Origin of the sequence: Erythrobacter sp. Dej080120_24, from assembly GCF_036322605.1 — a bacterium.
Lineage (GTDB): Bacteria > Pseudomonadota > Alphaproteobacteria > Sphingomonadales > Sphingomonadaceae > Erythrobacter > Erythrobacter aurantius.
In genome coordinates this window covers 2,322,785-2,335,006 of record NZ_AP027262.1, presented here as the reverse complement: position 1 = coordinate 2,335,006, position 12,222 = coordinate 2,322,785, and the positions used below count along the sequence as shown (strand labels likewise).

Genomic DNA, 12,222 nt, shown 5'->3' with positions numbered 1-12,222 from the left:
GGGTAATTCGCGGATCGTGGGTGTGCAGGTAGCTACTGCGCGCAAGCCCTTGGTCCGCATATTGGCCAAGGATAGGTATCGATGCCCAAACCGCTGAAATTCCCTCGGATCGCAGGGATAGCCCTCGCTACAACCGCACTAACCGCTTGCGGAGCGGGTGGCCCTGAACTGCCCTCTGCGAGCTATGTTGCGGCGGATACGGTTCCGACCGAGGAATACATCATCGGCCCGTTGGACGAGATCACGATCCACGTCTGGCGCAATCCCGAACTCAGCGCCGAGAAGATTCAGGTGCGGCCCGATGGCCGCATCACGATCCCGCTGGTGCGCGATCTGCCCGCAGTAGGCAAGACGGCGACCCAGCTGCAAGAGGACATCCGCAAGGAACTGGTCCAGTATATCGAGCAGCCGATCGTCTCCGTGATCGTCAATGAATTCAATTCGACCTTCGATCAGCAGATCCGCGTTGTCGGTTCGACCGAGCAGCCTGCATCGCTGCCGTACCGGGCGAACATGACCGTCCTCGACGCGATGATCGCCGTCGGCGGGCTGAGCGAGTTTGCATCGGGCAACCGCGCGAAGCTGCTGCGGATCAACCGCGAAACGGGCAAGCAGACCGAATATCGCCTTCGGCTCAATGATCTGCTCAAGCGCGGCGACAGCAGCGCCAATGTCATGCTGCGTCCGGGTGACACGATCATCATTCCCGAGAGCCGGTTCTAGGAGCGTCGCGGGAGGATGAACGAAGTTTTCGAAGAGCTGCGCACGGCGCTCTATTCGGTCTGGCACCGGCGTTGGCTGGCGCTCGGCGTGACCTGGGCCGTCTGCCTACTAGGCTGGGCGGTCGTTGCCATGATCCCCAATTCCTATGAGTCCAAGGCGCGCATCTTCGTCGATGTGGAGGATGTCCTGTCCGAACAGCTCGGCATCGCCGGGGATGGTCAGGAAGAGATCATGAAGGTGCGCCAGACGCTTCTGAGCTCGATCAACCTCGAAAAGGTCATCACCTCGACGCAACTGGGTGAAAACATCACCGAACGCAGCGACATGGACGCCGCGATCGCGAGGCTTGCCGAGAAAGTCCGGGTGGAAAGCGAACAGGACAACCTGTTCTCGATCACCGCCGAAATCGGCGTCAGCAACCTCAGCGATTCCGAAAACGCGCTGCTTGCTCGCAACGTCGTTCAGAAGCTGCTCGACATCTTCCGCGAGGAACACATTTCCGGCAACCGCGCCGAAGTCAGCGGCGCTATCGCCGACCTCAACAAGCAGCTCGACGCGCGCAAGCTGGAGCTCGAAGAGGCCGAAGAGCGCCGGATGGCGTTCGAGGCGCAGTATCCTGACCTCATCGGCGGATCAGGCACGCTTATCGCGCGGGTGCAGCAAGCCCGCACCGAATTGCGCGATATCGAAGCCGATCTCGCAGCGGCGGAAATTGCGCTCAATTCAATCAATAACCAGATCGCCAGCACCCCGCGTACCATTGTGGGCGGAGGCAATGCGGTTGGGCCGCAGGCTGCGCTGTTGCAGGCGCAGGGTCAGCTTGCCGAATTGCGCTCGCGCGGTCTGACTGATCAGCACCCTGACGTGGTCTCCACCAGCCGCCAGGTCGAAATCCTGACGCGGCAGGCCGCTGCCGCCGGTGGGCAGGATGCGGGCGGAACGCCCAATCCCGCTTATGCTTCGCTGGTCGGCCTGCGTGCTGATCGTCAGGCAAGCATCGGCTCGCTTCAGGCCCGCCGCGCGGCCCTTCAGTCGACCATTGCATCGCTGGCTGCAAGCCAGGCGTCGGAGCCTGCCGTCGCGGCCGAGGCGAACCGCATCAGCCGCGATTATGACGTGCTGCGGACCAATTACGAAAAGCTGCTCGAAGATCGCGAGAAGCTGCGTACGCGCGGCGACGTGATCGACGAAACCAGCCAGTTCAAGTTCGACCTGATCGATCCCCCCGTGGTGCCGCGCAAGCCTGCAGCACCCAACCGTCCGCTGCTGCTGATCGGCGTGCTTATTGCAGGCATCGGTGCGGGGGCAGGGGTGGCCTATGCGATGAGCCAACTGCGTTCGAGCTTTGCCACGCCGAACAAGCTGGAACGGGCCATGGGCCTGCCGGTGATCGGATCGATTTCGCTGACCGTGTCCGAGGCCGCCAAGGTTTTGCAGCGCAAGCGGCTGAAGCAGTTTGCCGGCGCCTGCGCGGGTCTTTTCGGGGTTCTGCTGATCCTGTTGGCGATCGAGATCGTCTCCGTCGGAACGATAGCGTGAGGGTGGCGAGATGACCGAGCATAGCAAGATCAACAAGGATACCGCCGCTCGCCCGTCGCTGTTTGAGCGCGCCGATGCTGCATTCGGGCTTGATGGCCTTGGGCCGTCGCGCGTTCCCCGCGATTTGCCCGCCGCGCGTATCCGCCCGGCAACGCCGGAAAAGCGCCCTGCGCCTGCGGCTCAGGCGGCTCCGGTAACGACAGAGGCTGCACCGCAGGCTTCAACCGTGCAGCCTGCACCAGAGCAGCGCGTAAAGCTGTGCGGGCCGTTGATGGAGATTGACCGGTTCAATCTGAAGGAAGCGGGTCTGATCGTTCCCGAAGAGCCGGTGACCGGACTTCTGGAGGAATTCCGCATCGTAAAGCGCGAGCTTCTGGCCGATGCGCGTGCAAGCAAGAACGCTGCTGCGCGCCGCATCCTTGTGTGTTCGCCCCATCCAGGTGAGGGCAAGACCTATTGCGCCACCAACCTTGCAATCGCGCTGGCGGCAGAGCGGGACATCGAGGTCGTTCTCGTCGACGCCGATGTGATCAATCCATCTGTCACCCGTCGCCTTGGCATTGAGGCCGAGGCGGGATTGATGGACGCGCTTGCCGATGAATCGATCCGGCCCGAAACGCTTGTTTCGCCGACCGATATCGACGGCCTGTTTGTCATGGCTGCAGGATCGGGCAGCGTGCATGATGCGGAACTGCTCGCCAGTCAGCGCACGGGCCAGGTGCTCGATCGCCTGACGCGTGGCGCACCCAATCGTTTCCTGATCTTTGATACCCCTCCGGCGCTGGCGGCTTCGCCCGCGGCGGAACTGGCCGCGCATGTCGGACAGGCCCTGCTTGTCGTGCGCGCCGACGAAACCAGCCGCGCTGCACTGGATGATGCGCGCCAATTGCTTTCCGCCTGCGCCGATATCAAGCTGCTGCTCAATGCCGCGCAGTTCAGCCCCTCGGGTCGCCGCTTTGGCGATTACGGCGAAAGGGAGGATTGACCATGCGGTTTGCCCCCAAGCCCCTGATTTCCGGTATCGCTTTCGCCGTGGCGAGCCTAGGCGCGACTGCCGCTCACGCGCAGGATGGCGGTGATCGCACCACCACTATCCAGCCTTATATCGAAGTCAGCCAGGTTCTGAACGCGGAGCTTACTCCAGGCGATGATGTGCTGACCTTCACCCAGATTGCGGCGGGCGTCGATTTCAACGCCATCGGTCGCAATTCGGGGGCGTCGGTTTCCGTTAGGTACGAACGCAACATCGGTTATGGCGATGCGATCGACAACGACACGATTAGCGGGATCGCGCGCGGCTATCTTGCTGTCATTCCGCAGACGCTGAACCTTGAAGCGGGTGCCTTGGCCAGCCGCACGCGGGTTGACGGGGGCGGGGCAGTCTCGCCCAATCCGCTGGTCGGCAGCGATGCCACCAGCCAGACCTATGCGCTCTATGCCGGGCCGACGCTGACCACCAATGCCGGGCCTGTCGCGATCACCGCCAACGCCCGCGTCGGATACAACCGTTTCGAAGTCGACGAAGCCGTGATCGATGCCAACGGCAATCCGGTCGACGTGTTCGACGACAGCGTTACCTACGCCGGACAGGTCGTACTGGCCACGCGCGCGGGTAATCCGCTGCCGGTTGGCCTTGCGGTGACTGCTGGCGGGTTCCAGGAGGATATCTCCAACCTCGATCAGCGTGTCCGCGACGTATTCATCCGCGGTGATATCACAGTTCCCCTCAGCCCGACCTTCGCAGTCGTTGCCGGCGTGGGTTACGAGGATGTCGAGGTTTCGAGCCGCGACGCGCTGCGCGATGCCAATGGGGATCCGATTGTCGGGGCCGACGGGCGACTTGTCACCGATACTTCGTCGCCGCGCCTGCTTGCCTTCGATGTCGACGGATTGCTATGGGATGTCGGCGTTCTCTGGCGGCCCAGTTCGCGCACCTCGCTCGAGGCGCGGGTTGGCGAACGCTATGATTCGACCACCTATTACGGGACCTTCACCTACGTCCCGAGCGAACGCAGCGCTTTCAGCGCGAGCGTCTATGACGGTGTGACCGGGTTTGGCGGCGTGCTGAACAATTCGCTCGCCTTGCTGGGCAGCGATTTTACCGCACAGCGCAATCCGGTTACCGGTGACTTTGGCGGGCTCGTTTCCGGCTCCGAAGGATCGGGCCTGATCAATTCGCTCGGCTCGGTTCGCTCCGCTGCCTTCCGCGGGCGCGGCATCGCTGCCAGCTATCAACGTCAGGTCGGTCGTCTCACGGCGGTATTGGGTGCGGGATATGATCGCCGCACCTTCATCGCTGCTGCCGGGACTGCTCTTGAAGCAGCCGACGGTCTGACTGATGAAAGCTATTACGTCACCGGCGCGCTCACTCGGCAACTTGGCCGCAATGCGAGCCTTCAGACCAACGCCTATGTCACCTGGTTCGACGGTGCGGCACAAGGCGGCGATCTGACCGCGTTTGGCGCTTCGGCTGCCTACAACCGGTCGCTCACCGATCGCCTGTCGGCCCGTGCCGCTCTCGCGGTCGACTATTTCGACAGCGATTTCACCGCCGAAGACTTTGCCACCGCAACCGCGCTGCTTGGCCTGCGCTACGATTTCTGACCACGGAGCCCTTAACCCATGTACGATCAATTCTACGGCTTCAGCGGGCGACCTTTCCAGCTTACGCCGGATCCCGATTTCTACTTTGAAAGCGCCAGCCACAAGAAGGCTCTGAGCTATCTGGGGTACGGCCTCAATCAGGGTGAAGGCTTCATCGTCATCACCGGTGAAGTGGGCGCGGGAAAATCGACGCTGGTCGCGCATCTGATGCAGCGGATCGACCCGAAGGCGCTCACTGTGGCGCAAGTGGTGACGAGCGCGCTCGACGGGGAGGAACTGATCCATGTCGTCGCACAGGCTTTCGGGCTTGCGGTCGAAGGGCATGACAAGGCTGGCGCGCTAGGAGCGATCGAACGTTTCCTGCAGGACGAAGCGCGCGAGGGACGCCGCTGCCTGCTGGTGGTAGACGAGTGCCAGAACCTTGATCTGACCGCGCTTGAAGAACTGCGGATGCTGTCAAACTTCCAGCTGGGTTCGCATCCCCTGTTGCAAAGCCTGCTGTTGGGGCAGCCGGAATTCCGCCGCACGCTGGCGCATCATCCCGATCTTGAGCAATTGCGCCAGCGCATCATTGCCTCACACCATCTTGAGGCGCTCGATGCTGACGAGGTGGAGGACTACATCGTCCATCGCATGAAGCAGGTTGGCTGGGATGGCCGCCCGATCCTTGAAGAAGGGCTGTTGCCCGCGCTTTACGCTGCGACCGACGGCATTCCTCGCCGGGTGAACCAGGTGATGAACCGCTTGCTGCTGCTGGGCGCGATCGAGGAGAAGGAAACCGTCGGGACGGCCATGCTCGACGCGGTTCTGGCCGAGATGGCTTCGGATCAGGCTCGTGGAGCGAGCAAAAACCCAAGCCCGCTGAGCATCGAGCCCAAGGCAGCACAACCGTCCAGCGAGCCGGGAAACGACAGTGTGCCTGCGGGCGAAGTCGCTGCGCTCTTGGCCCAGCGCGATGCTCGCACTGCCGAACTCGAAGCCGCGATCAGCGAACTGCAGGCCGCCGGACGCAAGGCCGCAACTGCTGGCGCGGTAGTGGCCCCGCAGGTGGACGACGCGCTCGACCGGATCGAAGCGCGGCTTGAAGAGCAGGAACGCTCGTTCCGTCATGTTCTGGCGATGCTGATCGAATGGCTTGAGGACGATAAATCGCGCGAGGCCGCGTGATATGAACGCCCACAGCCCGTTCCCACAGGAAGACAGTCCCAAGGCCAGCAGTATCGTCAACGGCCTGTCGGTCGATGTCGAAGACTGGTTCCAGGTCGGCGCGTTCGAAAATGTGATCGAACGGGCCGACTGGGATGGTCTTGCCACGCGGATCGAAAACAATGTTGCAGGCATTCTCGATCTGTTTGCCGAAGCCGATGTGAAGGCGACATTCTTTACACTTGGCTGGGTGGCGAAACGGTATCCGGCGATGATCCGAAGGATTGCCGATGCCGGGCATGAGATTGCCAGTCACGGTTATGATCATGCCCGCGTCTTCAGCTTTGATCGCAAGAGCTTCGGCGAAGACATACGGCTTGCTCGCGAAATTCTCGAGGATCGTTCGGGTCAGCGGGTTTCGGGCTATCGCGCCCCCAGCTTCTCGATTGATCGACGCACCCCATGGGCCTTCATGGAGTTGGCCGAACAAGGTTATGCCTATTCGTCCAGCGTCGCGCCGATCACTCACGATCACTATGGCTGGCCCGATGCGCCGCGATTTGCCTTCCGTCCGCTGCCCTGGTCGGAGCTTGTCGAGATCCCCGTGACCACCGCGATGCTCGGCGGGCGCCGGGTTGCCGCCGGGGGAGGGGGCTTTTTTCGCGTTCTGCCCTATGGCTTTTCGCGCTGGGCGATCCGGCAGGTGAACCGCCGCGACGAACGGCCAGCGGTGTTCTATTTCCACCCGTGGGAAATCGACCCGCAGCAGCCTCGCGTCGAAAACGCCCCGATCCGTTCGCGCCTGCGCCACTACACGGGCCTTGAAAAGATGGCCGGAAAGCTGCGCGATCTTGTGCATGAATTCAACTGGGGCCGGATGGATGCGCTTGCGCACCGCGAAGCGAAGCGGGCTGTTGATCTGATACTGCCCGAACCAGATGTGGAACCGGCGCAATGAATGCCCCGGTTCAGGCTCGCCAACGCGTCAGCCGCGCCGATCTGACCGACCGTGCCGAATGTGCGCGGGTCGCCGATTTCGTCCGCAGCCGTCAGGGCAGCCTGTTCCACCTGCCGGCATGGCTTTCTGCCGTGGAGCAAGGCACCGGACAAAAGGCTTGTGGCTTTATCGTCGAGCAGATGGGTGTGATCACCGGTTGGTTGCCGCTCACCGAAGTGCGCTCAAAGCTGTTCGGCAAGGCGCTGGTCTCCAGCGGTTTCGGCGTGGGGGGCGGCGTGCTTGCGGATGATGGCAGTGCGGCGGCTGCGCTGGCTGTTGCGGCGCAAGCCCATGCGACCCAATACGGTTTTCCCAGCGTCGAACTGCGCGGTGGCCCTGTGCCTGAAGGCTGGTGCGAATGGAGCGACAAGCACTGCGGGTTCGAGCGCGCTTTGGCGAGCGATGACGAAGCCGAACTGCTCGCCATTCCGCGCAAGGCTCGCGCCGAGGTTCGCAAGGGATTGAAGAACGGGCTGACTGTCCGGACAGGGCGCTCACCCGCAGATATCGCCGCGCATTACGCGGTCTATAGCGAAAGCGTCCGCAACCTTGGGACTCCGGTGTTTCCCCGTGCGCTGTTCAAGGCAATGCTGAATGCCTTCCCGGATACCAGCGACATATTGACGGTCTATTCCGGCGATACCCCACTCGCGAGCGTGTTGTCTTTCTATCACGATGGTGCGGTGATGCCCTATTGGGGCGGCGGATCGTTCGCCGCGCGCGGGGCGCGTGCCAACGAACTGATGTATTACGAGCTGATGCTGCACGCCCGGCGCAAGGGCATGAGCCGGTTCGATTTCGGGCGCTCCAAGACCGGCAGCGGCCCGTTCCATTTCAAGAAGAACTGGGGTTTCGAGCCTCAGCCGCTGACCTATTGCGAATGGACCGCGCCGGGTGCGGAGGCGCGCAATATCGATCCCACCAGCGATACCTATTCGAGCCGTATCGAGCTTTGGAAGAAGCTTCCCCTGCCTCTCGCCAATGCCATCGGCCCCTTCATCGCGCGCGATCTGGCCTAGGTGCGGCGTGATGGGAGACATCCTGTTCCTTGCGCATCGCATACCGTTCCCGCCCAATCGCGGTGACAAGATCCGAGCGCACCACCTGCTGCGCAAGCTGGCGCGCATTGCCCCCGTCCATGTTGGTTGCTTTGCCGAAAGCGATGCCGACCGCGAAGCGATTGGCGAGCTGGCTGATATCGCAGCGAGCCATCGTGTGGTCGATCGCACCAAGCCGCTGGCGCTGGCAGGGGTCCAGGCATTGCTGGCGGCAAAGCCTGTCAGCCTCACAGCGTTTCACAGCGCCCGGCTTGCCCAATGGGTTGAGCAAACGCTCGCCCGCCAACCGATATCGGCGATTGTCGTGTTTTCGGGCCAGATGGGTCAATACGTGCCGGATGGGTTCAAGGGCCGCGTGATCATCGACCTGTGCGATGTCGATAGCGCCAAGTTCGAATCCTATGCCAAGGCCGGTCAGCGGGCCTGGATCAACGCCCGCGAAGCCCGTCTGCTGGCGCGTGAGGAGGAACGGCTTGCCCAGCGAGCCGATGCCACCATCCTTATTAGCGACAACGAAGCGGCGCTGTTCGAATCGCGGCTTACCAACCCGTTGCTCGCCGATGTTCGGGTGCTGGGCAATGGCATTGATGCGCAATTCTTCGATCCGGACACGGTTAAGCCCCATGCCGGAATTGCAGACCGCAAAGGGCCGCACTTCGTCTTTACCGGACAGATGGACTATCCTCCCAATGAAGCCGCCGCGCTGTGGGTGACTGACACGCTTATGCCGAGGGTCAGGAGCGAATATCCAGAAGCCGAATTCCATGTCGTGGGGCGCAATCCCACACGTGCGCTCCAATCGCGCTCGGACCGCGAAGGGATCACCGTATGGGGCGAAGTCCCCGATGTGCGCCCCTTTGTGGCCGCGGCAGATGTCGTGCTGGCGCCGCTGATGATTGCGCGCGGGGTTCAGAACAAGGTTCTCGAAGCGATGGCGATGGCAAAGCCGGCTCTGCTCACTCCCGAAGCGGCAACGGGGATTGAAGCGACTGACGGCCTTCACTGGATGCAGTGCGTAGCCGATGCCGACCTGATGGCCGAACGGCTCAAGACCCACTTCGCAAATGATCCCGATGGCATGGCGATGGGTGCCCATGCGCGAGCCTTCGTCCTCAGATCGCACGATTGGGATGCGATGCTGGCACCGCTTGAAACACTGGTCGCCGAGGCAGGCGAAGGAGCACGTAATGCAGCCTGAAACCACCGCTCCCGGATGGCAGCAGGGTCGTCTCGCGAAGGGCTTGCCCGAACAATGGCGTGGTCCGCTCGCGCTCTTGCTGGCGGGTGCCCTGGCACTGATTGCGGTGACGTTCCGCGAATGGGGCGAGATGGCGCACCAATGGTGGAACATCGACACCTACACGCACATCCTGATCGTTCCGGTGATCATCGCATGGCTGTTTCTGATCAAGGCCGAGGAACTGGCGAAGCTTTCGCCGCGCCTTTGGCTTCCGGGTCTTGCAGTGGTGGCCGCGGGTCTGGCGCTGTGGCTGGTGGGCCGGGCGAGCGGGATCAACATCATCGCCCATGCAGGTGCCGTCGGAGCGCTTCAGGGAATGGTGATTGCCGCCCTTGGACCCCGCGTGTCGGCATTCCTCGCGCTGCCGCTGTGCTTTGGGGCGCTTCTGGTTCCGTTCGGGGACGAGTTCATCCCGGCGCTGCAATCGATGACTGCCGACATTGCCGTTGCCCTGACCCATTGGAGCGGGATCCCCGCCGAGGTCGACGGCATCTATATCGACACGCCCGTCGGCCTGTTTATCGTTGCCGAAGCCTGTTCCGGCGTGAGGTTCCTTGTCGCCATGATCACGCTGGCGGTGCTGGTGTGCTTTACACGGTTCAACAGTTGGAAACGGCGTGCGCTGTTCATGCTGGCTTCGATCATCGTGCCCATTATCGCCAACGGCATCCGCGCATGGGGAACGATCTACATCGCGCAGAGCCAAGGCGTCGAATTTGCCGCCGGGTTCGATCACATCTTCTATGGCTGGATCTTCTTCGCCATCGTGGTTGCTGTCCTGCTGGCGGCGGCATGGCGCTATTTCGAGCGCGAGCCTGAGGACTATGGCTGGACCCCTGGCGAGATCGAGGGCCTAACTGCGCTGCAACGCTTTGATGGCAAGGCGGCTTCACCGGCGGTGATCCTTGCCGGGCTTGCCGGGCTCGCAATCATGGCAGCGATTGTCGCAACGATTGTCGGCCCGGCCGCTATCGGCTAACCGCCGCACCCATCATGTGCGGGATCGCCGGTATCTTTCATGCTGAAACGCCCAAGCCGGTCGATCCTGTCCGGGTTGAGCGCATGTGCGATGCAATGGTGCATCGCGGCCCTGACGGGGCTGGAGTATGGACCGACGCGGGAGTTGGTCTCGGGCATCGCCGGCTGTCGATTATAGACCTCGAGGGATCGCCGCAGCCGATGCACTCGGCGGACGGGCGCGCGGTCATCGTCTTCAACGGCGAAATCTACAATTTCCGTGAACTGCGCAGCGAGTTGGAAAAGGGCGGGGCAAGGTTCCGCACCTCAGGCGACACCGAAGTCATTCTTGCGGCTTGGCAGCGCTGGGGCGTCGATTGCCTGTCGCGCCTCAATGGGATGTTCGCCTTTGCGCTCTACGATCTGGACAAGCGCCAGCTGCTGCTTGCGCGAGATCGGCTCGGCGTAAAGCCGTTGCATATGGCTCGCCTTTCCGACGGCAGCCTCGCTTTCGCATCGGAGCTCAAAGGCCTGCTGGCGCATCCGTTGTTGCGGCGACGGGTCAATCATCAGGCTGTCGATGCCTATCTCGCCTGGGGCTATGTCCCCGATACGCACTGCATCCTGTCCGGCGTGGAGAAGCTGCCTGCGGGGCATTTCATGCTGCTTGAACAGGGCAAGCCCGTGCCTGCGCCGCAGCGGTGGTGGAACATCTGCTTGGCCGATCGGGTCAAGGGTAGCGAGGCAGACCTTTCGGCTCAGCTTGTCCATCTGATGCGCGAAGCGGTGCAATCGCGCATGGTCGCCGATGTGCCGCTCGGGGCGTTCCTGTCGGGCGGGGTCGATTCCTCCAGCGTGGTGGCGCTGATGAGCGAGGCGAGCGATGAACCTGTGCGCACCTGCTCGATCGGCTTCGATGTCGAGGCGCTGGATGAAACCGGCTATGCGCGCCAGGTCGCCGAATTGTTCGGGACGCAGCACGAAGCCCGCACAGTCAATCCCGATGACTTTGCCGCTATCGACGGACTGGTCGGCATGTTTGACGAACCTTTCGCCGATGCCTCTGCCTTGCCCACATGGCGGGTGTGCCAGCTGGCCCGCGAGAAGGTGACGGTCGCGCTGTCCGGGGATGGCGCGGATGAAGCCTTCGCCGGATATCGCAGGCAGGTGTTCCATCACAACGAAGAGCGCGTCAGGCGCTTGATACCGCAGGGATTGCGCCAATCGGTGTTCGGGCCGCTTGGAAGAGCCTGGCCCAAGGCCGATTGGGCGCCGCGTCCTTTGCGGGCCAAGGCGACGCTATTGGCGCTCGCCGAAACCGGGGAAGAAGGTTATGCGCGGGGCCTTTCGGTTGCCACCACCCAGCAGCGCCATTCGTTCTACTCAACCGGGTTCATGCGACATCTCGGCGGCTTCCATGCTGAAGCCGAATTGATAGACCTGATGCGGAATGCGCCGGCCCGCAGCGGATTGGACCGGGCGCAATATGCCGATCTGGCGTTCTGGCTGCCCGGTGACATTCTGACCAAGGTCGATCGCACCAGCATGGCCGTGAGCCTCGAAGCGCGTGAGCCCTTGCTTGATCACCGTCTGATCGAATTTGCCGCGCGCCTGCCCGAGAGCATGCGGGTGCGCGGTACAACGGGGAAGTTCCTGCTCAAGAAGTGCATGGAACGGTATCTTCCACAGGATATTCTTTACAGGCCCAAGCAGGGCTTCGTGACCCCGATCGCACAGTGGCTCCGCGGGCCTCTCAGCGCGCAGGCACGCGCGATAGGCTCAAGCTCGATGCTGGCGCAATCCGGGTGGTTCCAGCCGGGAGCAGTTTCGCGCATGGCGGAAGCTCATATTGCCGGACGCAGCGACCATTCGCGAATACTCTGGCAGTTGCTGATGCTCGAGAAATCCCTGGCTCGGCTTGGCGCATCCATGTGATCGCCGCGAATACTTGCGGTTAT

At 62.5% G+C, this 12,222-nt stretch carries 10 protein-coding genes; all 10 read left to right on the top strand.

The features are described from left to right. Window positions 1-81: 81 nt before the first annotated feature. Genes AABA34_RS11170 through AABA34_RS11125 form a run of 10 tightly spaced genes read left to right on the top strand, consistent with a single transcriptional unit; the run spans window position 82 to window position 12,199 of the window. A complete protein-coding gene (locus AABA34_RS11170; RefSeq protein WP_338302693.1) occupies window positions 82-723 on the top strand; it encodes an XrtA/PEP-CTERM system exopolysaccharide export protein in 642 nt (213 codons plus the stop codon). Window positions 724-738: 15 nt separating this feature from the next. Beyond that, a complete protein-coding gene (locus tag AABA34_RS11165; RefSeq protein ID WP_338302692.1) occupies window positions 739-2,262 on the top strand; it encodes an XrtA system polysaccharide chain length determinant in 1,524 nt (507 codons plus the stop codon). 10 nt (window positions 2,263-2,272) lie between these two features. Continuing rightward, window positions 2,273-3,247, top strand: a complete 975-nt coding sequence (locus AABA34_RS11160) for a P-loop NTPase (RefSeq protein ID WP_338302691.1) — start codon at window positions 2,273-2,275, stop codon at window positions 3,245-3,247. Between the two features lie 2 nt (window positions 3,248-3,249). Further along, on the top strand, window positions 3,250-4,866 hold the full coding sequence (locus tag AABA34_RS11155) for a preprotein translocase subunit YajC (protein ID WP_338302690.1): 1,617 nt from the start codon (window positions 3,250-3,252) through the stop codon (window positions 4,864-4,866). An 18-nt stretch (window positions 4,867-4,884) separates the two neighbouring features. Continuing rightward, a complete protein-coding gene (locus AABA34_RS11150) occupies window positions 4,885-6,033 on the top strand; it encodes an XrtA/PEP-CTERM system-associated ATPase (RefSeq protein WP_338302689.1) in 1,149 nt (382 codons plus the stop codon). A gap of 1 nt (window position 6,034) precedes the next feature. Continuing rightward, on the top strand, window positions 6,035-6,970 hold the full coding sequence (locus AABA34_RS11145; protein WP_338302688.1) for an XrtA system polysaccharide deacetylase: 936 nt from the start codon (window positions 6,035-6,037) through the stop codon (window positions 6,968-6,970). Continuing rightward, the gene (locus tag AABA34_RS11140) at window positions 6,967-8,028 is read left to right on the top strand and encodes a FemAB family XrtA/PEP-CTERM system-associated protein (RefSeq protein WP_338302687.1); all 1,062 of its coding nucleotides are present in this window, start codon (window positions 6,967-6,969) and stop codon (window positions 8,026-8,028) included. Before AABA34_RS11145 ends, AABA34_RS11140 begins: the two co-directional genes overlap by 4 nt. Before the next feature lie 10 nt (window positions 8,029-8,038). Continuing rightward, window positions 8,039-9,265: a TIGR03087 family PEP-CTERM/XrtA system glycosyltransferase gene (locus tag AABA34_RS11135; RefSeq protein WP_338302686.1), complete on the top strand. Its 1,227-nt coding sequence runs from the start codon at window positions 8,039-8,041 to the stop codon at window positions 9,263-9,265. Next, the gene (gene xrtA / locus AABA34_RS11130) at window positions 9,255-10,286 is read left to right on the top strand and encodes an exosortase A (protein ID WP_338302685.1); all 1,032 of its coding nucleotides are present in this window, start codon (window positions 9,255-9,257) and stop codon (window positions 10,284-10,286) included. Before AABA34_RS11135 ends, xrtA begins: the two co-directional genes overlap by 11 nt. A 14-nt stretch (window positions 10,287-10,300) precedes the next feature. Continuing rightward, window positions 10,301-12,199, top strand: coding sequence for an XrtA/PEP-CTERM system amidotransferase (locus AABA34_RS11125; RefSeq protein ID WP_338302684.1), 1,899 nt, complete (start codon window positions 10,301-10,303; stop codon window positions 12,197-12,199). Window positions 12,200-12,222 lie beyond the last annotated feature (23 nt).

Coding starts and splice junctions, on each gene's coding strand:
- AABA34_RS11170 (WP_338302693.1), top strand. CDS start 82: ATGCCCAAACCGCTGAAATTCCCTCGGATCGCAGGGATAGCCCTCGCT.
- AABA34_RS11165 (WP_338302692.1), top strand. CDS start 739: ATGAACGAAGTTTTCGAAGAGCTGCGCACGGCGCTCTATTCGGTCTGG.
- AABA34_RS11160 (WP_338302691.1), top strand. CDS start 2,273: ATGACCGAGCATAGCAAGATCAACAAGGATACCGCCGCTCGCCCGTCG.
- AABA34_RS11155 (WP_338302690.1), top strand. CDS start 3,250: ATGCGGTTTGCCCCCAAGCCCCTGATTTCCGGTATCGCTTTCGCCGTG.
- AABA34_RS11150 (WP_338302689.1), top strand. CDS start 4,885: ATGTACGATCAATTCTACGGCTTCAGCGGGCGACCTTTCCAGCTTACG.
- AABA34_RS11145 (WP_338302688.1), top strand. CDS start 6,035: ATGAACGCCCACAGCCCGTTCCCACAGGAAGACAGTCCCAAGGCCAGC.
- AABA34_RS11140 (WP_338302687.1), top strand. CDS start 6,967: ATGAATGCCCCGGTTCAGGCTCGCCAACGCGTCAGCCGCGCCGATCTG.
- AABA34_RS11135 (WP_338302686.1), top strand. CDS start 8,039: ATGGGAGACATCCTGTTCCTTGCGCATCGCATACCGTTCCCGCCCAAT.
- xrtA (WP_338302685.1), top strand. CDS start 9,255: ATGCAGCCTGAAACCACCGCTCCCGGATGGCAGCAGGGTCGTCTCGCG.
- AABA34_RS11125 (WP_338302684.1), top strand. CDS start 10,301: ATGTGCGGGATCGCCGGTATCTTTCATGCTGAAACGCCCAAGCCGGTC.